Consider the following 21861-nt stretch of genomic DNA (forward strand, 5'->3'; position numbering starts at 1 on the left):
CGCGTTTGAAGAAAGGATGCGCCGGTTCATTCCAAGTGGCCCGAAGTATGCGAAGCATGGGGCCGCGGGGTGCACGCCGGGCTCGTGCCGGGTGCTTCAGCAGTTCAGATGTGCAGGCTTACGCCAGGGCCAGGCTCCCCGGTCTCCACAACCTGCATTGAACGTGCGATGAATGAACATGATGCGGACAGTGTAGCGCATAGCGCTGTCGCGCAAACAATGACGCTCCGATGCCGTGCAATGACCTCCATGCTGGGGACAGACCTGATTGCGGCAATCACGGGCAAAAACAAACATACCGTTTTCACCGGAACGCGGGCCCACGGCGCGCAAAGCGAAGCGGTCACCAGAACTGCTCGACCGGAAATCACGAGGAGACAGCCATGCCCAGTGCCCGTTTGATGCCAGCCCTGCTGCTGGCAGCCGCTCTTGCCTGCCCGGCCGCTCAGGCACAAGGCACGCCCTCCGAGCCCGTGAAACTTCACGGTGTCATCTATGCCCCCAGCTTGCAGTCCCAGGGTAGGACGCTGGAACTCAATGGCGCAGGCACCCGCTACAAGGCCGTTTTCAAGGTCTATACCGCCGGCCTGTATCTGGAAAAGCCGGCACGCAGCCTGCAGGAAATTGCCGCCCTGCCCGGCCCCAAGCGCATCAGCGTGACCATGCTGCGCGATATCGACTCGGCCGAGCTGGGCAAGCTGTTCTCGCGCGGCATGGAAGACAATATGGAACGGGCCGCCTTCTCCAAGCTGATTCCGGGGGTGATGCGCATGAGCGAGATCTTCACCCAGCACAAAAAACTGCTTGCAGGCGAGAGCTTCATGGTGGACTGGCTGCCCGGCCAGGGCGCCATCGTGACCGTCAAGGGCCAGCCACAGGGCGAGGCCTTCAAGGAGCCCGAGTTCTTCAACGCCCTGCTGGGCATCTGGCTCGGGCCCAGGCCCGCCGATCAGCAGCTCAAGAAAGCGCTGCTGGGCGAGGCTGGCTGACTCACTTGAGCAGCTCGCGGTAATAGTTGGGCAGCGCAAACAGCGCGCCGTGCACCTGCTCGTTGTAGTACTGCAGATCCGGCACCTTGCGCTGCCTGAGGCGCTCGGCCACTTGCTGCGCCTTCAGCTCCAGCGGATCCAGCTCATCGGAGGCCACGGCCAGCCCCCAGTAAGCGCCGTAAAGCGGAATGTAGAGGCCGTAGCAGCGCACCACGGCAAACTGCTGACGCAGGCTGCGCACCAGCTCAGCCACCTGCGGGCCGTGGAAGACGGGACTGCCCAGATGCAGCACCAGCGCGCCGCCCGGCGCCAGCACGCGCTTCATGCGTGCCAGCGAATCAGGCGCGTACAAGGCGCTGGCCGGGGTGTCTGGATCGGTCAGATCCATCAGCGCCAGATCAAAGCGCTCATCGGTGGCCTCCATCAGGGTCAGACCGTCGCCTATGCAGACCTCGACACGGGCATCATCGAGCGCGCCGCGATGCACGGCTTGCAGATGCTGGCGCGAGAACTGCACCACGGCCTCGTCCAGCTCGGCCAGCACCACGCGCTCTATGCTCGGATGCTTGAGCAGCTCCTCGGCGGCCCCACCATCACCCCCACCCAGAATCAAGGCCTTGCGCGGCGCGGGGTGAGCCATGGCGGCCGGGTGCACCAGGGCCTCATGATAGAAAAACTCCTCGCCCTCGGAGGTCATGAAGCAATCATCCAGACGCAGCACCTTGCCGAACTGCGGCGTCTGCAGCAGCTCCAGCTTCTGGTACGAGGTCTGCAGCGTCTGCAACGCCGTCGCGCGATAGCCAAAGCGTGCATGGGGCGTGAGCTGCTCCAGGGCCCATCCGGATTCGGGCTCGGGTGCAGGGTCCACGTCATGGTCTGCCGGCTGCGCCATGCCGATGTCGCCGCGCATCAATTGCTGGCGCAACACCTTTTTCGGCGCAAAAGCGTCGATCACGCCTTCCATCAGCCTGCGGGCCTTGCCCGAGTTGTCGGCCGAAAAATTGCACACGTAGACGTCGATGGTGACACTGCCCGTCTCGGGCCAGGTATGTATGGCCAGATGGGACTCCGCCAGCAGCACCGTACCCGTCACCCCGCCGGGCTGGCCTTCATAGGGCGGAAACTTCACCCAGGTGTCATCCACCAGGGTCAGCCCCGAGGCCGCAGTCTGTTCGCGGCAAAGCCCGGCGATGGCGTCGGCATCGAGCATGTAGCGCTCATGGCCTGCGCATTGGTAAAGGTCGGCAGTCAGGTGCAATCCGTGCATGTGGCGTGAGTCCTCCTTCGTTCTCTGCCGGCTGCAAGGCGATGCACAAGCCGACATGGGTTCAAACAAAGCAAATGACTCTAGCAAATATGCTTATCCGCACTCTTTCTTGCCAGATATGCAAGCCAACAGACGACATCACACCACAAGCTGCTCCAACGAATCCAGATGGGCCCTGGCCTCGACAGCCGTGATGGGCTGACCGTGGTTGTAGCCGTAGGTCATCAGCACCACGGGGCAGCCTGCGGCATGGGCGGCCTGGGCATCGTTGCTGGAGTCACCCACCATCAGCGTGCGTGCGGGTTCGCTGCCCAAGGCCTTGCAGGTTTCAACCAGCGGCATGGGGTCGGGCTTTTTGCGCGGGAAGGAGTCGCCACCGAACACGCAGTCGAAAAAGCCGTCCAGCCCCTTGGCAGCCAGCAGGGGCTGGGCAAAGGACAAAGGCTTGTTGGTCAGGCAGGCCATGCGCAGCCCCAGGGACTGGAGTGCCTGCAGACCTTCGGCGACGCCCGGATAGACATCGGCAAACTGGCCGTTGATGGCCAGGTAATGGTGCTCATAACGCTGCCAGGCCTGGGGATACAGGGCATCGATGTCCGATGCCCCCACATGCGCCAGCACGGAGCGGATCAGATGCTCGCTGCCCTTGCCCACCATGCTCTCGATGATCTGCGGCTTGATGGCCGGCAATTGCAGATCGGCCAGCATGCGGTTGAGCGCTTCGGCAAAGTCACCCAGCGTGTTCACCATGGTGCCATCGAGGTCGACCATGACGGCATCCAGTTCCAGGGCGGCGGCGGGAGCAGGCAGATTCAGCTTCATACAACTATCAATTCAATAGCTGCATGCGCTTATCAATATTGGGCTTGCAGCCAAAAATACTAAAACTCTCATACCCCGACTCCAAAAGCAGCGCTCGTGCATCAAGCGCAGCCGAAGCCAGGACAGCGAGCAAGACCCAGGCGGACTTGCCGCCTTGGTGCGAGGGAGCTGCCCCGGGGCAAGAGGCGCATTTCCTCAGGGGAAGTTACGCAAGATTCTTGCGCATGGTGTCGATGACAGCCTTGTAATCCGGCTTGCCGAAGATGGCGCTGCCAGCCACAAAGGTGTCGGCACCGGCATCGGCGACGGCACGGATATTGGCTTCCTTGATGCCGCCATCCACTTCCAGGCGAATGTCTTTGCCAGAAGCATCGATCAACTTGCGGACCTTTTCGATCTTACGCAGCGTGCTGTCAATAAAGCTTTGACCACCAAAGCCAGGGTTCACGCTCATCAGCAGGATCAGATCGATATCTTCGATCATCCAGTCCAGCACCTCCAGCGAGGCGGCGGGATTGAACACCAGACCGGCCTTGCAGCCGTGGGCCTTGATGTTCTGCACGCTGCGATGCACATGCGGCGATGCATCGGGGTGGAAGCTGATGTAGTCGGCACCAGCCTTGGCAAAGGCGGTGGCGAGATCGTCCACGGGCTGCACCATCAGATGCACATCGATGGGCACGGGCTTGCCATCGGGCGTGACCGAATGAGGCTTCAAAGCCTGACAGATCATGGGGCCGAAGGTCAGGTTCGGCACGTAATGGTTGTCCATCACGTCAAAGTGGATCCAGTCGGCGCCAGCCGCAATGACATTACGCACTTCTTCACCCAGACGGGCGAAGTCGGCTGACAGGATGGAGGGGGCAATACGGTAGGTTGGGCTCATGGTTTGCAATTGTCGCAGTTACCATTAGCTCATGCCGATGAATGAGTTTCTGGTCCAAGTCCAGCCCGCCTACCTGCCCGAGCAATCCGCCCCGGCTGCAGGCGTCTATGTGTTTTCCTACACCATTACCGTCACCAACACGGGGGAGGTGCCGGCGCAGCTGATTGCGCGGCACTGGATCATCACCAACGAGTTGGGCCATGTCGAAGAGGTCAAAGGCCTGGGCGTGGTGGGCCGACAGCCGCTGCTGCAGCCTGGTGAATCCTTTGAATACAGCAGCGGCTGCCAGCTGCGCACGCCCACGGGCACCATGCGCGGCAGCTATCTCTGCGTGAATCACGAGGGCGAAACCTTCGAATGCGAGATTCCGCTCTTCGTGCTGCAGATGAACGAGTCCGGGGACCCCATGCCCATGCCAGAGAAGCGCGTTCTGCACTAAGGCAGCCACCCCAGATTTGCATGAAGAAAAGCACTCTTGACCTGCCCGGCCTGCTGGCGTCCCTGGACCCCGATGCAGGCCTTGCGCAACGCCATCTGTGGCTGATCCATCTGGCCGAATGGATACGCGCAGCCGAACCCTCTGTCGAAGGCGCCGTGCAGCGCGTGAAACAGATCGTAGAGGCCTTCGAGGCCGACCCCGAAGCCCTGGCCCGGCTGCGCCGCTGGAGCCAGACGCTGATGGAGACGGTGGACATCACCGCCCTGCTGGCCGATTTCGGCTTTGCCCCGCGCACTGCCATGGCCAGCGAAGTGGCCGAGCGCCTGCGCTACAAGCTGCTGCCCAGCACGCCCGAGACAGAGGACGCCTCCGAGCTGTTCATGCTGGTCTTTCCCGAGCGTTTCGACGCCCGCTGGCTGCATGCGCTGGACAGCCAGCTCATGGCCCGCATCACCACCTTGCTGACCCCGCAGCAGCAGGATGAAGGCGTGAGCTTCTGGGAGCGCAATCTGCTGGACGCCATCACCTATTGCGCGGGCCAGATTCTCTCCACGGGCTTTGCCCCTGAGCTGCGTCTGCGCATGAGCGAGCAGGCACGCGAGGAAAAGCCGTTTCATGCGCTGATCCACGATGTGGAAAACCTGCGCGTGGAGGTCATGCTGCCGCTGCGCACCACCGACAGGCGCGACGCCGCTGCCGCCCAGTTGCGCGAGCGGCTCGAGGCCTGCCGCGCCGCCGTATCCTCGGTGTACTCCTACGTCGAGGCCGAAGGCATTTCCGTCGGACTGATCTTCCGCCTGCGCCAGGTACGTGCGCGCATTCTGCGCATTCGCCGCCTGCTCGATTGCCTGCTGGCCGAAGACCGCGCCTACGAAACATCCGAGCTGCTCTCCAACCTCGTGGCCGTAGGCATAGAGCGCCGAAGCGTGCGTGCGCTGATGTCCACCAACTCATCGCTGCTGGCCGCCAAGGTGGCCGAGCGCAGTGCAGAAACCGGCGAGCACTACATCACCCGCGATGGCAGCGAATACCGCAAGATGGTTGCCAAGGCCGCGGGCGGCGGCTTTGTGATGGCCTTCACCACGCTGGCCAAATTTGCACTGTATGCGCTGGGGCTGTCCGTCTTCTGGTCGGGGCTGGCTGCGGGCTTCAACTACGCCATCAGCTTTGTGCTGATCCAGATGCTGCACTTCACGGTGGCCACCAAGCAGCCGGCCATGACGGCGCCGGCCATGGCTGCCAAGCTCAAGGACATCCAAAGTGATGGCTCCATCCAGGAATTCGTCGATGAAGTCGCCCATCTGGTGCGCTCCCAGGTGGCCGCCATTCTGGGCAACGTGCTCATCGTCTTCCCCGGGGCGCTGCTGCTGTCGCTGGGCTATGCCTATCTGGTCGGTCATCAGGCGCTCAGCACCCCGCATGCCCGCCAGGTGCTGGACTCGCTGAGCCTGCTGGGGCCGTCCGTGCTCTTCGCCGCCTTTACCGGCGTGCTGCTGTTTGTCAGCAGCCTGATTGCCGGCGGCGCGGAAAACTGGTTTGTGCTGCGCAATATCGATTCGGTGATTCGCTACAACCCGCGCATCACCCGCTTTCTGGGCATGGGCCGCGCGGATCGCTGGGCAAGCTTCTTGCGCAAGAATGTCTCCAGCCTGGCATCCAATATCTCGCTGGGTTTCATGCTGGGCCTGGTGCCTGCATTTGCGGCCTTTTTCGGTCTGGGTCTGGAAGTACGCCACGTCACCTTATCCACGGGTCAGATCGGCGTGGCCGTGGCATCACTGGGCTGGGAGGTGCTGCATGACGATCTGCTGTGGTGGGCCGTGGCCATGCTGCCCTTCAATGCGGCGCTGAATGTGGGAGTGAGCTTCTACCTGGCTTTCCGCGTCGCCCTGCGTGCCCACAACGTCAGCGGCGTGGACCGCTCGCGCATCTACAAGGCCATACGCCAGCGCTTCTGGCGCAGGCCGCTGAGCTTTTTCTGGCCTTGACCATCAACCGCCGCTGACCAGCGGCTCACCAGGCCGCAGCATTGCGGGCGGCCAGAGACTTCATGGGTGAATTCGATCTGATCCGCCGCTATTTCCAGCGCCCCGTACGTCGCGCCGCCCTTGGCGTGGGCGACGATTGCGCGCTGCTGGCCCCGACCCCGGGCATGCAACTGGCCATCTCCAGCGACATGCTGGTCGAGGGCCGCCACTTCTTTGCCGATGTGAACCCGCGCCTGCTCGGTCACAAGGCTCTGGCCGTCAACCTCAGCGATCTGGCCGCCAGCGGTGCCAGGCCTCTGGCGTTCACGCTGGCCCTCTCCCTGCCCGGCGTCGACGAAGCTTGGATCAGCGAGTTTGCGGCCGGCCTGCTGGCCCTGGCCGATGCCCATGAATGCGAGTTGATCGGTGGCGACACCACAGGCGGCCCGCTCAATATCTGCATTACCGTGTTCGGCGAAGTCCCTGCCGGCCAGGCCTTGCTGCGCAGCGGCGCCAGGGCCGGCGATGAGATCTGGGTCAGTGGCACTCTGGGCGACGCACGCCTGGCACTGGAGGCCATGCTGGGCCATGCGCCCTTGCCTGCCGAGCTGCTGCAGCAGGCCCGCCAGCGGCTGGAAGCACCGACGCCGCGCGTAGCGCTGGGCCTGGCGCTGCGCGGCATTGCCAGCAGTGCGCTGGATGTCAGCGACGGTCTGCTCGGCGATCTCGGTCATATCCTGGAACTGTCCCAGGTTGGCGCCACGGTAGACAGCCGACGCACTACTCCTTTGATAGCTGCAAGCACTTATCCTCAAAGCGCCATATGGCAACTGGATTCAACAATCCAGCAGCAATGCACGCTGGCCGGCGGCGACGACTACGAGCTGTGTTTTACCGCCCCCGCAGCCCGGCATGCCGACGTGCTGGCAGCAGGCGCTGCCAGCGGCACGCCGGTGCATCGCATAGGCCGCATCGATGCCGAGCAGGGTCTACGCGTGATCGGTGCGGACGGCGCCCTGCTGCAAAACTGCTGGAAGTCCTTCGACCACTTCGGCGGATGAACGCAAGAAACGCGGGCCGAACGCAAGAGGCGCCAGGAAAGGGATAGAAAACCGCCTGGGTTAAGCTCAAGCCCTGTCCACTGCCCACAAGAGCTGCCAATGCGTTCAAGCCGTCTTCTGCCTGTGTCCATGGTCTGTGTTGCAGCTACTCTGCCCGGGCTCGCCCTGGCCGACGCCAGCAGCCTCAGTGTCTCGGGCAATCGCGCGCCTATCACCGAGGTCACGCTCTATCCTGGCATCGCCGCCATACAGCGCGAGGCACGCATTGACGCCCAGACCCGCCTGCTCAGCTTTGAATGCCTGCCCGCCAGCGTGGATACGCAGAGTCTGCAGATCAGCGGCGACGAAGGCGTGCGCGTGGGTGAGATCAAGACCCTGATGCAGTCCAGGCAGATGGCTGCCAAGGAATGCACCAGCCCGCTGGATCAGCAGATTCGCAGCCTTGAGGATCAGCTTGCGAGCATCGAGGCCGAAGAAGGCGCCGCCAGGCTGGTGGGCGACTTTCTGCAAGGCATGAGCAAGCCTGGCGACGAAGCCAGAATAAGCCCCGCTCAGATCGCCGGCACCAGCCAGGTACTGCGCCAGACCAGCCGCGACAACAGCCTGCGTGCCCACCAGATTCAGCGCCAGAAGCAAGACCTGCTGGCACAGCTGCAGCCCCTGCGCCAGGAGCGCGACCGCACGGGCTCCGAGCAGTCTCAGGTCATGAAAGTCAGCGTGCAGCTGGCCAGCGCACGCGCTGCCAATGTGCGCCTGAGCTATCAGGTGCGCGGCCCCAGCTGGCAGCCCAGCTACCGTGCACAGCTGAACACTGCCAGACAGCAGGTGCAGCTGGAGCGCCAGGCCCTGGTCGTGCAGGCCAGTGGCGAGGACTGGAGCAATGTACGCCTGCGCCTTTCCACCGGCCAGCCCGGCCGCAGCACCCAGGGCGTTATGCCGCGCCCCTGGACAGTCGATATCGCTCAGCCACTACCTCCCGCCGCTCCGGCACCGGCCCCCGTCGCCATGATGGCGCGCGGCGGAGCCAGGGCCATGCGCGAAGAGGCAGCGGCACCGGACTTGCCGGTGCTCGATGTCTCCAGCATCAATACGGCCTACAGCACGCAATTCATCGTGCCGTACAAGATCAGCGTGCCCTCCAGCGCCGAGCGCATCACGCTGTCGCTAGGCCAGGAAAATCTGGCTACCAGCTTGCTGACCCGCACCGCGCCGGCCATGGAAGAAGCGGCCTATCTGATTGCCACGCTGCAGGCTCCGCCAGGCATCTGGCCCGCGGGCCCGGTAGCTCTGTTCCGGGACGAAGCACTGGTTGGCAATGGCAGACTGGACTTTGGCAACGCCCAGGCGCTGGCGCAAGGGCTGTCTTTTGGCCGCGATGACAACGTCGTGGTGCGCCGCCTGCCTGCGCAAAGCCATACCGGCAGCGGCGGCTGGGCCGGCAGCAAGACCGAGCGCAGCATCGTGCGCAGCTACGCCGTGGAAAACCGCCACAACCAGCCCATCGCACTGCAGGTACTGGACTCGGCCCCTGTTTCGCGCAATGAGCAGATCAAGGTGCAGTCGCAGTACAACCCGCAGCCTGCCACCACCAGCTGGAATACGCAAAACGGCATGGTTGCCTGGGAGCAGAATCTGGCCGCCCGCAGCACGGCCCAGTTCCAGGCCACGCACCAAATCCGCTTCCCCGAAAACCAGCCCATCTCCGGCCTGCAATAAGGCAGCGCGTATCATCACGCCATGACGGACGATTCATCAAACAGCGCCGCAGCGCATGTGGGTATTGCGCAAGCAGCTATCAATAACAAAGCACGCCCCGGCATGAGTGCGGCGGGAATCGCCCACCCCAGCGTGAAGTTCATGCTGCAGCATCCGGCCCATCTGATTGCTCTGGGCTTTGGCTCCGGCCTGCCCCGCGTCGCCCCCGGCACGGTGGGCAGCCTGTGGGCCTGGCTGGCCTATCTGGTGCTGGCACTGTGGCTGAGCCCGGCACAGATCGGCTGGCTGATTGCCGCCAGCATTCCCGTAGGCTGGTGGGCCTGCACCGTCACCGCAAAACATATGCGCGTGGCCGACCCCGGCCATATCGTCTGGGACGAAGTGGTCGCCATGTGGATCGTTCTGTGGCTGTGCATGCCCATGGGCTTCTGGGGTCAGCTCACCTGCTTTGCGCTGTTCCGCTTTTTTGATGCCGTCAAGCCCCAGCCCGTCAAATGGGCCGACCGCCTGTTCAAAGGCTTCGGCCCGCGCGGCGGCTGGGGAATCATGTGGGATGACCTGGTTGCTGCCTTCTGCACCCTGCTGGTCGTGGCCCTCTGGCGGCATTTCTTCTGACCGCGTGAGTCCTGGAGGAGACGATGAGCAAACAAGAAGCCCATATCGAAGAACTGGTTCAGCAACTGGCAGCCAGACTGACCGAAAAAGGCTGGATGCTGGCAACAGCCGAAAGCTGCACCGGCGGCATGATTGCCGCAGCCTGCACCGATCTCGCAGGCTCCAGCCAGTGGTTCGAGCGTGGTTTCGTGACCTACTCCAACGAGGCCAAGACCGAGATGCTGGGCGTGCCCGCCGAGCTGATCGCCAAGCACGGCGCCGTCAGCGAAGAAGTCGTGCGTGCCATGGCCGAAGGCGCCATCCGTCACTCACGCGCCCAGGTCAGCATTGCCGTGACGGGGGTTGCCGGGCCGAGTGGCGGCTCTGCCGACAAGCCTGTGGGGACGGTTTGGCTTGCATGGAGCATCAATACCTTAGTCCACACTCAACGAATGCAATTCTCTGGCGATAGAGCTTCTGTGCGTATGCAGACATTGATCCAAGCACTTTCACCGCAGCAGGTTTAATGATTAAATCTACATTGCTGATAACTATCTAGATAACTAACGGAAAATCGAATTAATAGACTAGTTCACTTGAGCTACGACACTGCAGATACGGAGCCACCTCTATCTCATTCAAATGAATTCCCAACGCATTTAGCAAACCATCCAAGAATGGGGCAAGAGGATCCAATATTGAAAGAACTGGTTTCAATACATTTTTCAGCAACGAATCCACCAACGAGAATTTTTGAGAATCACTGACACCGGCTCCAATATTAATTTCTATCAAATTACCTCCCTGAAGCAAATCTGAGATATTTTTAACATTAGAAAATGGCACTTTATGGTAGATACGCTCATCAACTAATTCCTTCACCTCCGAAAAATCATTGATATTTTTCTTACCTACCGAATTAACATAGCTGACTGACTTTGTATCTGCTGCCAATTTTAGATGACCTCCTAACTTAATATTTCCTTGACTCCCTTCAGTCCGAGGACCACAAATAAGACCAAGAACTACACAGACCCGACTGCCAATATCAATAATAGTGAGAGGTTTTACCTGCGGGATACTAGAACCAAACGCTTGCAGCTCTCGTTGATTAATATCCCCTCCCGCAAGCTGGCCCACATAAACATCGACCAGCGCCTTCTCCACAGTCAAATCAACACGATGTTGCGCATCAGTACAATCCGCAGAATCAATTCGAGCATACCCCCTAGCCACATCCACCAGCACATCCAAATTAAGTTGATTTAAATTTCTAAACTCTGGAAGAACTTCGATATTCACTACCAAACTGAGAACAAGCTTCAGCAAATCCACCACCAATCCGAGGACAGTATTAAGAACAGATCCTATAGGACTCGAAGCTGTACTAAGCGCCACCCACAAGCGAACCTGAGCCGTACGGGCCTCAATCTTCACATTATTATCAAATGGATTCCCAATAATAGCCATCTGCGCAGGCTCTATAATTTTCATTTTTATTTTCAGCAGTCCCAGAATTCCCGAATTTAATTCCAGAGCATGATCTTTCCCAGCCACCTGCAACGCCCCCTGGATTAACTCTAAAGCATTAACCCCTAAATTCAGCGCAGAACCAGGGTTTGTATTTTCCAACTTTATCAAATCTCCAAGTTTTACTTGAAGATTACCAAAGTTCAACAGTGACAACTCCTTTAATCCTACAAGATCTGCCGAGAGAAAATTTCCTGGTTCAACCGCGTTAATCATGGAATTCACTAAATCAGCAAGACGAATATTAGACTTTAGAAGCTCCTCATACCCTCCAATATTTGCATTGATTTTCAAAAGGGAATCAAAAGTCTTCAAGAGATTTACGTTCAGCTTAGCAATACCTTGCCAACTCACAGCATTCAGATTTACATTAGTACCTAAAAGACTGGTTAACAGGGCATTAAGGACACCTCCGTCAACGCTCGCCAGAGTGCTACGTATTAGCACTGTCGCCATAGGTTTTGAGGCAACGATGGCTGTGGCCTCGGCACTTACCAAACGACTCTTGCTTCCACCCGAAGGAAACAAAAACAAGTATGCAACATTACGGCGTATTTTCACGTTGCATGCATTACTATCTGCTTGATTTCCGTCACTAAAATATTGATCAATACTCTTCTTAGAATCTGGTTTCCATAATCCAAATTTCGCCTCAAATTCATCATCAACTTGCATGCCATTGGCTGCGGCAATCTTCTTTGTATTCGCAGTTGTCGCTGATGAACATGCCTTATCCAGGGGCAATACCGCCCCCGCCAAAGCAGCCAGGTCCGCAATTTTTTGCAATTCCCTTTTCTGCCAGAACATATTGGCGATATCGATGGTTGCCAGACAGATCACGGCAATCATCAGCCATAGCGCCCCCAGCATCGCCACGGAGCCCGATTGGCGACGAGTGCGAACACGGCTCAGGTCTTTGGCAAAAGACTGCATGCAGAGAACCTCACTGACCGCCTAGCGGCTACCACCTGTCTTGCTGCCCACTTGTGTTTCCGTGCTTTCCGGGATCTTGTGAGTAAAGCTCTCCAGATAGCGCTGATAGCTGCGCTGGGCTACATCGCTTGTCACGGGATAGACATTGCGCGATGCGTACTGGCCACTGGCCTGCAGCGCCAGCAGATAGCTGGTGGCATCGCCCACACGATTGCTTGCCGGCGGTGTCAGGGAGGCATTGCCGGGAGCCGGTGTCTGCGTCACTGCGGCCTGTGCAGTTGCTGCGGGCATCGCTGCCGCACTTCGGGGCGCACTCATATTGCTCACGCCCGTGCCGATACCAGTACTGCTGCCGGCCTGCGCCATGGCGACCGAGGCCGTTCCCAGTGCCATCAACGCCAGGGTGAATGCGCGGGCCCGTTGGGTGAATGCTGTCTGCGTACTCATGGGGACTCCTTGAAGGTTCAGGGCCAGGCACGCTCGGGTGCACTCTTCTTGGCAGAAGCTGCGGGCTTGCTGCCGGCATCTTCATCGGGCGTCTCGAAAAACAAGCCGCTCGCCGCCGCTCGCTGGGGCAGCAGGACTTGCACGGCCTGTTTGCTACCGGATTCACCGGCTTGGCGAACGGCGGCAGGATGTACAGCAGCCATCACCACCGCAGCCTCCGGTACCGATCTTGTCGGGCGCACGGGCTGGCGCGCGATCATGGGCAGCACTGCAGGCTCGGCCCGCGAAGCCGGTGCCGGCTGCGCCTGCTGCAGTTTTGCGGGCATCACCTCGGTAAGCAGAGGCTGTGCTGACTTGGGCGTCTCCTGCGGTGGCACAGCTTTCGCTATCGAGACAGGAGCCTGCTGCGCTTTATCTATGGTCACTTCAGACTGCTTTGGTACTGATGTCCTCTCCAATGGAGCGGTAGCCGCTACATCGACAGGAGCAGCTATTGCCTGCACAGGCACAGGTGGCGCATAGGCATAGGTCTGCGGAGCGGCCAGCACAAGCTGGCTCGCCCCCTGACCGGGGTGACGCGGCCTTCCTGCATCAAAGCTGCCGCCAGAGACCATCCACTGACCGCCGCTGGGCGCACGCTCCACATTCCGCGCCACCATGGGCTGCGCTTGGGGCAGCGGCAACGGAGCGGTACGAGATGGCACAGACTCCGCTGCCTTGACTACCACTACCGGAGCCTTTGCTGCTTCAGGCTCCGGTACGGGTTTTTTTGCGGCGGGTACCTCCTGCACTGCAGCAGGCTCTGGCACTTCGGCGGATTTGCCGGAACTGGCCACGGCCTCGGGAGCGGTTTTCACTTCCGGACGGGAGAGGTTGACGACCTTTCCCGTCGCAGCCGCGGCAGGCTTTGCTGCTGTCAGGCTTGCAGTCCTCAGCCACTCCCCGGCCTGCTCCTTGACCAGTTGCTGGGTCTGGGCATCCAGCTTGCGCTGGCGCATGAATTCCTCGGCCTGCGCGCTCTGGCCGCTGACCATCATGAACAGGCTCAGGTTGACGTTGACCTGTGCATCCTCGGGGTTGAGCTGCGCCGCCTGCATCAGCGGAATGCGCGCCGCGTTCAGATCATGCGCACGCAGATAGGCGTAGCCCAGATCGGTCAGCAGGCGCGAGTCCACAGGGTTGCTCATGCGCGCCTGCTCCATCTGTTGAGCGGCACTGCGAAAGTCGCCCTGCTCTGCGGCCACACGGCCCAGGCCATAGCGCGCGGCACCGTCCTTGGCGCTGCCCAGCAGGCCCTGATAAATGGGGATGGCCGCACTGAGCTGCCCCACCTGACGCAATGCATCGGCGCGCAACAGCCGCGAATCGCTGGAAGCGCCCCACTGCTTGTCCAGCGCATCCAGGTGCGCGATGGAGGCATACCAGAGCGACTTGGACTGCATCTGCTTGACCAGAGAGAGGTAGGTGTCCTGCGTGTCGACCACCGCCTCCTTCTCCAGCGGTCTGTCTGCTGCGGCCAGGGCCGCCGGCGACAGCACGGGCTGGTTCTGCCCCAGCAGATTGCCCATGCTGGAGCAGCCCGACAGCAGGGCCATGGTTGCAGCCGCCAACGGCGGCATCAGATATCGACTTTCTTTTTTCATTTTGTCATCCCTCCCAGTGCCCGGATCACGGCAAGGAACCCCGGTCCGGCTGTAATGATGATCAGGGCCGGAAGCAACGTCACCACCATGACGGCAGTCATCTTGACCGAGATCTTTCCTATCAACTCCTTCATCTTGGCCTTGCGCTGCTCACGCAGACGTTCGCCAAAAATGCGCAGCGGCTCCTGCACGGCTCCGCCGTATCTGTCGATCTGAATCATCAGCGATGTCAGATTGGCCAGGTTGTCGTTCTGATAGACCTCGCTCATGCGTCCAAAGGAGCGCTCGCGCGTGCTGCCCCGGCTGTACTGCTGGTTGGCCAGCTGTATCTCTCGCGAAAGCACGGGCATGACATTGCCGAAGTCAGAACCAATCACCTGCAGGGTCTGGTCCAGACTCATGCCCGTGCCTTGCAGCAAGCCCAGCAAATCGACGAGCAAAGGCAGCTCGCGAGCAACGCTGGCCCTGCGGCGGCGCGCCACGCTGCGCAGCACCCATTTGGGAAGCAGAAAACCTATGGTGAACGCAGCAAACAGGTAGAGCAGAAATTGTTTGCTGCCCGAAAAAGCAAAGGCAGCAAGCAGCACAAGCAATACAGAGACCACGCAGCGCGCTATCAGGTATTGCAGCTGCGCGCGAGTCGATCCCCAGCCGCATTTGCTCAGCAGAATGCGGTCTTCCTGTGCAACCAGCGCCTTGCCAAACGAGGTATTGAGCCAGTGTGCAGGCAGGTCGCCATCGCCATTGAGCGAACGCAGCAGATCTGCGGGCCTGGCAGGCGTAGCAGCCTCATTCGCCGCAGCCGCGCCGCTGCGGCTCAGTGCATCCTGCACCACCTGACTGCTGCGTTCGCGTCGCTGATGTGCATAGGCAATCAAAGCCGCCCCGATCAGCGCCGCCAAGGCCAGAAATGCCACGCTCAGCATCAGCAAAAGACGGGATGTCTCCATCAATCTGCCCCCTCATCGAGCTTGGCCATGCGGTAGAGCAGCAGCACACCAAAGACCTGTAAAGCAGCTGCCGCCCAGATGATGTTGCGGCCACTGGCGTCATTCCACATCTTCAAAAAATAGCTCGCATTGAAGGAAATGATCAGACAGCACACGGCCACCGGCAGCAGACTCAACACCCAGGCGGACAGACGCGTTTCGGCCGTCATGGCAGACAGATCCTGCTCGGCCTGTTCGCGGTCGCGCATGAAATTGGCCACACGTTCCAGCAGCAGATCGACCCGGCCCCCATAACGCACGCTGATGCGCAAGATGGCTGCCAGCAAGTGCAACTCGTCCAGCCTGGTCTGCCTCGCTACATGGGCCACCGCATTTTCCAGATCCATGCCCGCGCGGGCCAGACTGGCGGCTTTTTCCATGACCGACTGCAACGGGTCTTTGGTGCTGGCTGCAGCCATCTGGAACGCTGCCTGAACAGAGTTGCCAATGGTCACCAAGCGCACCGTGTTGTCGAGGAAGCCTGGAAGTTGCTGTGTGAGTCGCATACGATACTTTTGCGCACGCGTATAGAGCAAAAAGAAGAAGCAGATCACCAGCACCACCAACGCCGCACTACCCGCCAGCCAGCCAACAGCCATGCCAACGGTTAGAAACGTCACAACAATCAAGGTCAGACCGCCGTAGAAAAGCCTGACGCTGGCAGTCCCCAACAAAACGGAGGGAACCGGCCAGCCTGTCCTTTTCTCATGACCCAGCAAAGCATCCGCCACGGAGCCGTCAAAAGCCGATGCCGCTGCATCCTTGGCGACAAACCCGGCCGCAGCGGCCGCGCTTTTCTCCAGGCTCTGCTCCAGATGCCTGGTCATACGGTGCGTCTTCTGCTGCCGGCCGGCAAGCATCCACAGCGCAATCGCGGCAGCCGCAATCAGCAGCGCCAGACTCAGTAGCAAAAACGCATGGCTAGCCATGGCGCAGTCCCGCATGGTTTGCGCCGTTGCCTCCCGCATGCTGCAGCACCGCGCGATAGCGCGCCAGCTTGGGCGTATGCGGCACCATGCCCAGCGTGCTCCATCGCTCCAGATCCTCGCCGTCGGGTTGCGGCAGCAGCTCGTGACGATAGAGCTCCTGGGTGGCAATCACGCTATCGATGATGCCCGTGACTTCGGTGATCGATGTGATGCGCCGCTTGCCATTGGGCAGGCGGCTGATCTGCACGATGAAATCGAGCGCATTGGCGATCTGGCGGCGCAGGCTGACCTCGCTGCCCTGAAAGCCTGCAAAGCCGGCAAGCATCTCCATGCGATGCAGACACTCGCGCGGAGAGCTTGCGTGGATGGTGGCCATGGAGCCGTCGTGACCGGTGTTCATGGCCTGCAACATCTCCAGCACTTCCGCGCCGCGCACCTCGCCCACCACAATGCGATCCGGGCGCATGCGCAGGCTGTTGCGCAACAAATCCCGAATTGAAACCACTCCCGCTCCTTCAAAACCACCGGGACGGCTTTCCATGCGCACCACATGAGGGTGAGGCAGCGTCAGCTCGGCCGTATCCTCAATCGTCACCACCCGCTCATTGGCGGGGATAAAGCCCGCAATCGCATTGAGCATGGAGGTCTTGCCGCAACTGGTGCCGCCGCTGATAAGAATATTGCAGCGCTCGCGCACCGCCAGCTCCAGCAGGCGGGCCATGCCTTCGTCCATGGTGCCGAAATCGACCAGATCCTGGACTCGCAGCGGATCATTGCGGAACTTGCGTATCGATACCGCCGGCCCGTCCAGCGACAAAGGCTCTATCACCACATTGATACGGCCACCATCCGGCAAGCGCGCATCGACCATGGGCGTGGATTCATCAAGGCGGCGGCCCAAGGGAGAGATGATGCGGCGCACAATGCGCAGCACATGGGCGTTGTCGGTGAAGTGCAGAGCCTCCTGCTGCAAAATTCCCTTGCGCGAGACAAAGACGCGCTGATAACCGTTGATCAGAATGTCCTCGACCTCCGGGTCGGCCATCAGGTCATCAAGCGGCCCCAGCCCCGACAGCTCCTTGTTCAGAGCCTGCGCAATCCATTGCACCTCCTCGTCATTGACGGGAAAGCGCTGCTGACGCACAAATTGCTCCAGCTCCTGGTGCACAAACTGGCGCACACGGCTGGTTGACCATTTGGCAAACACCGCGCCCAGCTCCTCCACACGCGTCAGCAAATGCTCGTGTGCGACGTTCTTGATCAGCAGCAGTTGCTTGGAGTCCGAAAAATGACTGCCTTTTTCGGCGAAAACAATGTCCATGCTCATTCGCCTCTCCTCAATCGCTTGGCCCATTGCCCCAGAACGCCCGATGCTGGCGCCGCGACCTTGTCGGCCGCAACCGCTCCGCTGAGCAATGCTCTGGCCATGCTTCTGACACAGGTCACATAAGGATCACCGCGCAGCGACTGCGACAACAACTGGCCACAGCTGGCGGCATTCAGCAAAACCGTGGACCGATCCGGAACCACATGCAGCAACTCCAGACCAAGGCGCTGCGCGACCTCTTTGGCGGGCAGGCCGGCTTGCGCATTGAAGCGGTTAAGCACCAGTTTGAGCGTGCTGCGACTCACGCCCTTGGCCTCGAGTTCCTTGAGCATCTGTGCCGTAGACACAATGCCTCCCAGCGACTGGTCACAAACCACCCAGCTGTTCCCGCTCTCACGCAGCAAAGGCGCCAGAAACTCAGCCTGCACCATGCCGCCCAGATCGATCACCTGCACCCCAAGCAAGCTCTTGAGCGTGTTGACTACGCCCGCTGCAGCCGCAGGGCTGACTTCGCGCAGCATGCCCAGATCGGAAGGCCAGGCCAGAGTCACGGTGCCCGTAGAGTGCTTGGCAAAGGCCGAGTCGATCAGCGTCGCGTCCAGGCGGCGCGTATTCTGAACCGCATCCACAAAGCTGAAGTCACCGGCAATGCCCAGATACAGCAAGCCATCGCGTGCAGGCAGCCCCAGATCCAGCAATGCCGCATGTGCAGACTCATCCTGCGGCAACTGACTTGCGCCAAAGGGCCGAGCAAGCTGTTTTTTGTTCTTGGCGCCTCGCATGTCATAGGCATGCATCTCCTGGAACATCACGGCCAGATGCGTTGCCAGCGTAGTCACCCCCATCCCGACACGCGCTCCCAGCAAAGACAGGGAAAAGCCTTTGGCCTCCGACTCCGGCTCCAGCGCCACAGCCGCAGGCAGTTGACTGCGTGCCTGCATCTGATGCCTGATCGCCGCACTAGCCTCGCCTTCGGTCGCATCCCAGTCAATGAATTCAGCCACACCACAGCGCAGGGCGGCACGCATGGAAGCGGGCTCCGCTGCAGAGCCGGCCCCCATGATCACTACCCCTGGGAATGTGGCGCGCAGAGCGCTGACCAAGGCCACAGCTGCGTCGGTCATCGGCGCTGAAAAGTCCATCGCCACCACACCCAGCCCAGGCGCTGAAATCGCGGATTGCAGCTCTACCAGATCGCCGGCAACAGGTATCACTTCCGCATCGCTGCCCAGAGCACCAGCCAGCCAGAAAGCGCGGGATGACGAGTGCGTCACCAGCACAACGCGGAGATTGCTGCGCACTTGCCCTGACGGAGCGGTGTTGAGCTGGGATGAATCCACGCGCATATTCATGTCTCTATCCTGGCACTCAGCGCGAGAAACCCGGCGCCACGCTGGACGACAGGCCTCCCGCCATCCATGGCCCCCATACAGCAGGATCACGCTGCTCAGTGCGCCCGGGCAGCAGCGGCTCCACATTCACATCGCGAGCCAGCGGCTTGACGAGGCGCGGAGTCACTACGATCGCCAGCTCGCTCTCCTTTTGCTGAAACTCCTGACGCTTGAACAGCACACCCAGAATCGGGATGTCGCCCAGCAAAGGAACCTTGTCGGTACCTGATGTGGTGTTGCGGCTGACCAGGCCGCCAATCACAAAGCTTTCGCCGTCACCCAGCTCCACCGTGGTATCGGCACGGCGAGTGGTAATGGACGGAACAGTCGCGCTGTTCAGAACAATGGTGTTGGCATAGTCCAGCTCACTGGCCTCAGGCGCCACCTTGAGCACGATGCGATCGTTGGACAGCACCGTCGGAGAGACCGTCAAGCCAATGCCGTAAGGCTTGTACTGAATGGCCACCATGCCCGTGCCCGCTGGCACGGGAACCGGCACTTCTCCGCCCGACAGAAAGTTGGCGCTTTGGCCGGACAAGGCTACCAAGGTCGGAGCCGCCAGCACCCGCGCCAGATTGTTACCTTCAAGCATGCCGATGTTGACGCCAATTCCGGCCTTATCGAACTGCATCAGCAAGTTGAAGGCCTGGGTCAAAGGGTTTGCTGCCGCGCCTGTAGTGGAACTTCCGCCGCCAGTTCCATAGGACCCGCGTCCAAAAATGCCAAAGCTGAAGCCCGAGCTATTGGGCGCCGTGCTGAACAGGTTGAGGCCCACCTTCTTCATCTGGGTCTTGTTGAACTCGACCACCTTGACATCGACCTGCACCACATTGCTTTTGAGTTGAACGCTGGAGAGATCGACAGTCTTGGCCTTGTCGGCGGACTGCGCATTCGCCAGCTCGCCGGCAAATTGCTGCTCTATCAGGCTGGAGGCCTTGGCCGTGCGCAGTTCCACCCGCTGCTGCACATTGAGCATATAGCTCTGCGCCTGCGCTTCGCCGCGCGGCCAGACCATGAACGATGTACTGCCAGGCTTGAGCGGGCTCAGCAGAATCTTGGCGGCCGCCCCCTTGCCCGCACGCTTGATATGCACGGCTGCAATCGTGTCGTCGCCGATTGCAATGCGTTCCACACCGCCCGGCAGGTCCAGCTCATGCTGAGCACCCATCACCAGCTTGACCTCCCTGGCTGCTGTCGCTTGCTGCGCTCTGCTTTCGCCTGCATTGGGCACTTGCTGCGCAAGGGCCGGTCCAGTGACAACAAGGCTGCAGAGCAGATACAGCGGCTTCAGCGAAAAGGTGCGGGATGCGATTGAAACAGTCTTGTTATTCATAGATCAGTACCGCACGGTTTGGGAGTTGGCACCACGCACGAATTCAACGGGCAGGGAAGAGTCTGCGGAAGCGGTACGTGTGCGCGGCACCGCAGGCCTGGTAACCCCGGCTGTCATTGGCTTGGCCGCCCCCAGGCGCGCAGCCGAAGTGCCTGCAGAACCGGCCAGGCTGCTCATGGCCACACCAGCCTGCGCTGCGTCAGCACCTTCCAGCGGAACGGCAACAGACCCCTTGGCCATGGCGACGGCCAATATGCCAGGCAGTGGAGCAAACTTCTCGCTATCCGGCTCTGTCATATCCATGGGATTGCGCAACGCCAGCAGCAGACTGCCATTGGAGCCTCCCAGCAGCAACTGATTGACCTCGGCCACCGGCACCGCAAGCACCGCTGTTCGGGCATTGTCGGGGCCATTAGCCTGCTTGCCCTCTGCTTTCTCCGCCGAGCTCAGAGCGTCCACCGATGCCGCACCATAGGCCAGCACGCGCTTGCGCGAGAGCAGCAAACGCGCCTGGCTTTGGTCGATTTCATTGCCATCACGACGCAGCGCAAAGAACACATCAACAAAGTCACCTGGTCTGATGCGATTGCCAGCACCAATGCTTTCATCGACCTTGACCGCGACCGCACGCTCGCCCTCCGACAACTTGAGCGCCAGGCCGGTCACCATCTGTCCTTGGAGTACGGGTGCGCCCTTGGGAACATCCACCGCAGGAACGGAGCCAACAGCTGCCTGAATCTCGCCATAAGCGCCATCGGGTTTGGCAGGCAACTGCGTGAGCTGCAGATCCTCGGCCTTGAGTGCCTGGCCCGCGGGAATGGCCTGTGCAGCCACCACCACGCTCATGCTGACATGGGGTTTGCTGTCGCTGGCGGATGCGTGATCCTGAGGGGCCGGAGCCTGAGGAGCCCTGGCGAGCATCCATCCATAAACGCCCAGAGCCAATGCCACTGCCAGCAAAACCCCGACTGCGATCTTTGCGACATTCACCATAGATTTCCCTCTTCTTACTTTGCCTGAAAGAGCAAGGCTTTATCGTTTTCAGTCAATCAAGCTAATTTGTGCGACCGCTTTTCCCCGCAACAAATTGGGAGTGGGCAGACTCAACAAAGGCCCCAGCAACCTTGGGATCAGCGGTGCAGAGGCGTAGTTGTAGTTCACCTGCATGGTCACGCAGTTCACCTGGCTGGCATCGTTGGAAGCAGTGAACGATGCAGACCCCGTGCCACATAGACCAGAGGTGGCGTACAGCCCCGCAGCATCGCTGACACCTGCGCTACATCCTGTAGAGCCAAAGCCAGCACCAATTTTGGAAAGCCAATCCGTCGCCAATGCCGCAGTGGCACAGGCTGCAGTCAAGCGAGCCTGCAACTGGGCCGACTTGGTCATCGTGCCGCCCGTGGGAACGGAGGGATATCGCACTGCGGCTCTTGCGCCTTCGGCGGCAGCCAAAGTCAGAGTCTGCTGTGCAGCAAAGATCAAGCCATAAGTAATGATGGCGTAGAAGATCAGAAAGAAGATGGGAAAGAGAATGGCAAATTCAATTGCGGCTGCACCTTGCTGCTTTTTGAGTTGCATGATCCCCTCCTTTCTCATTT

At 60.4% G+C, this 21861-nt stretch carries 20 protein-coding genes; 7 read left to right on the forward strand and 13 right to left on the reverse strand.

Features of this window, described 5'->3' with window-relative positions; translation table 11 throughout:
• The first annotated feature begins 383 nt into the window (after positions 1 to 383).
• Complete coding sequence (locus CTR2_RS25770; RefSeq protein ID WP_087079919.1) at positions 384 to 989, forward strand: chalcone isomerase family protein; 606 nt, start codon at positions 384 to 386, stop codon at positions 987 to 989.
• A gap of 1 nt (position 990) precedes the next feature.
• On the opposite strand, the gene speE is transcribed toward CTR2_RS25770, so the two are convergent.
• The 3 genes from speE to rpe form a co-directional block, all read right to left on the reverse strand.
• Positions 991 to 2256, reverse strand: a complete 1266-nt coding sequence (gene speE, locus CTR2_RS25775) for a polyamine aminopropyltransferase (protein WP_087079917.1) — start codon at positions 2254 to 2256, stop codon at positions 991 to 993.
• Positions 2257 to 2394: 138 nt separating this feature from the next.
• Positions 2395 to 3078 carry a phosphoglycolate phosphatase gene (locus CTR2_RS25780; protein WP_087079915.1) on the reverse strand — a complete coding sequence of 228 codons (684 nt, stop codon included), beginning with the start codon at positions 3076 to 3078 and terminating at the stop codon, positions 2395 to 2397.
• A gap of 205 nt (positions 3079 to 3283) precedes the next feature.
• On the reverse strand, positions 3284 to 3964 hold the full coding sequence (gene rpe / locus CTR2_RS25785) for a ribulose-phosphate 3-epimerase (RefSeq protein WP_087079913.1): 681 nt from the start codon (positions 3962 to 3964) through the stop codon (positions 3284 to 3286).
• Positions 3965 to 3995: 31 nt separating this feature from the next.
• Between rpe and apaG the strand changes: the two genes are divergently transcribed.
• The 6 genes from apaG to CTR2_RS25815 all read left to right on the forward strand — a co-directional run bounded on the left by apaG (position 3996) and on the right by CTR2_RS25815 (position 10268).
• Positions 3996 to 4403 (forward strand): Co2+/Mg2+ efflux protein ApaG, encoded by a 408-nt coding sequence (gene apaG / locus CTR2_RS25790; RefSeq protein ID WP_019043152.1) that lies wholly within the window; start codon positions 3996 to 3998, stop codon positions 4401 to 4403.
• A 20-nt stretch (positions 4404 to 4423) separates the two neighbouring features.
• A complete protein-coding gene (locus CTR2_RS25795) occupies positions 4424 to 6391 on the forward strand; it encodes a site-specific recombinase (protein ID WP_087079911.1) in 1968 nt (655 codons plus the stop codon).
• A gap of 62 nt (positions 6392 to 6453) precedes the next feature.
• Positions 6454 to 7431, forward strand: a complete 978-nt coding sequence (thiL, locus tag CTR2_RS25800; protein ID WP_087079909.1) for a thiamine-phosphate kinase — start codon at positions 6454 to 6456, stop codon at positions 7429 to 7431.
• Positions 7432 to 7530: 99 nt separating this feature from the next.
• Positions 7531 to 9147 (forward strand): mucoidy inhibitor MuiA family protein, encoded by a 1617-nt coding sequence (locus CTR2_RS25805; protein WP_087079907.1) that lies wholly within the window; start codon positions 7531 to 7533, stop codon positions 9145 to 9147.
• Positions 9148 to 9168: 21 nt separating this feature from the next.
• Positions 9169 to 9762 (forward strand): phosphatidylglycerophosphatase A family protein, encoded by a 594-nt coding sequence (locus CTR2_RS25810; RefSeq protein ID WP_087079905.1) that lies wholly within the window; start codon positions 9169 to 9171, stop codon positions 9760 to 9762.
• A 23-nt stretch (positions 9763 to 9785) separates the two neighbouring features.
• A complete protein-coding gene (locus tag CTR2_RS25815) occupies positions 9786 to 10268 on the forward strand; it encodes a CinA family protein (protein ID WP_087079903.1) in 483 nt (160 codons plus the stop codon).
• A 52-nt stretch (positions 10269 to 10320) separates the two neighbouring features.
• Here the strand turns inward: CTR2_RS25815 and CTR2_RS25820 are convergent, their stop codons facing one another.
• The 10 genes from CTR2_RS25820 to CTR2_RS25865 are packed head-to-tail and all read right to left on the reverse strand — an operon-like array spanning position 10321 to position 21841.
• Complete coding sequence (locus CTR2_RS25820) at positions 10321 to 12204, reverse strand: TadG family pilus assembly protein (protein WP_087079901.1); 1884 nt, start codon at positions 12202 to 12204, stop codon at positions 10321 to 10323.
• A gap of 21 nt (positions 12205 to 12225) precedes the next feature.
• Complete coding sequence (locus tag CTR2_RS25825) at positions 12226 to 12651, reverse strand: DUF3613 domain-containing protein (RefSeq protein ID WP_087079899.1); 426 nt, start codon at positions 12649 to 12651, stop codon at positions 12226 to 12228.
• Positions 12652 to 12668: 17 nt separating this feature from the next.
• Positions 12669 to 14294 carry a tetratricopeptide repeat protein gene (locus tag CTR2_RS25830; RefSeq protein ID WP_087079897.1) on the reverse strand — a complete coding sequence of 542 codons (1626 nt, stop codon included), beginning with the start codon at positions 14292 to 14294 and terminating at the stop codon, positions 12669 to 12671.
• Positions 14291 to 15244: a type II secretion system F family protein gene (locus CTR2_RS25835; RefSeq protein ID WP_087079895.1), complete on the reverse strand. Its 954-nt coding sequence runs from the start codon at positions 15242 to 15244 to the stop codon at positions 14291 to 14293. The genes CTR2_RS25830 and CTR2_RS25835 overlap by 4 nt, the downstream gene beginning before the upstream one ends.
• Positions 15244 to 16212 (reverse strand): type II secretion system F family protein, encoded by a 969-nt coding sequence (locus CTR2_RS25840; protein WP_087084411.1) that lies wholly within the window; start codon positions 16210 to 16212, stop codon positions 15244 to 15246. The genes CTR2_RS25835 and CTR2_RS25840 overlap by 1 nt, the downstream gene beginning before the upstream one ends.
• Positions 16205 to 17539, reverse strand: a complete 1335-nt coding sequence (locus CTR2_RS25845) for a TadA family conjugal transfer-associated ATPase (RefSeq protein WP_087079893.1) — start codon at positions 17537 to 17539, stop codon at positions 16205 to 16207. The genes CTR2_RS25840 and CTR2_RS25845 overlap by 8 nt, the downstream gene beginning before the upstream one ends.
• Positions 17536 to 18891: a CpaE/TadZ family protein gene (locus CTR2_RS25850; protein ID WP_238707558.1), complete on the reverse strand. Its 1356-nt coding sequence runs from the start codon at positions 18889 to 18891 to the stop codon at positions 17536 to 17538. Before CTR2_RS25850 ends, CTR2_RS25845 begins: the two co-directional genes overlap by 4 nt.
• A 16-nt stretch (positions 18892 to 18907) precedes the next feature.
• Complete coding sequence (locus CTR2_RS25855; RefSeq protein ID WP_087079891.1) at positions 18908 to 20263, reverse strand: type II and III secretion system protein family protein; 1356 nt, start codon at positions 20261 to 20263, stop codon at positions 18908 to 18910.
• Positions 20264 to 20266: 3 nt separating this feature from the next.
• Positions 20267 to 21256: a Flp pilus assembly protein CpaB gene (gene cpaB / locus CTR2_RS25860; protein ID WP_087079889.1), complete on the reverse strand. Its 990-nt coding sequence runs from the start codon at positions 21254 to 21256 to the stop codon at positions 20267 to 20269.
• A gap of 48 nt (positions 21257 to 21304) precedes the next feature.
• Positions 21305 to 21841, reverse strand: coding sequence for a TadE/TadG family type IV pilus assembly protein (locus tag CTR2_RS25865; RefSeq protein WP_087084409.1), 537 nt, complete (start codon positions 21839 to 21841; stop codon positions 21305 to 21307).
• Positions 21842 to 21861 lie beyond the last annotated feature (20 nt).

This window comes from Comamonas thiooxydans (genome assembly GCF_002157685.2).
Lineage (GTDB): Bacteria > Pseudomonadota > Gammaproteobacteria > Burkholderiales > Burkholderiaceae_C > Comamonas > Comamonas testosteroni_H.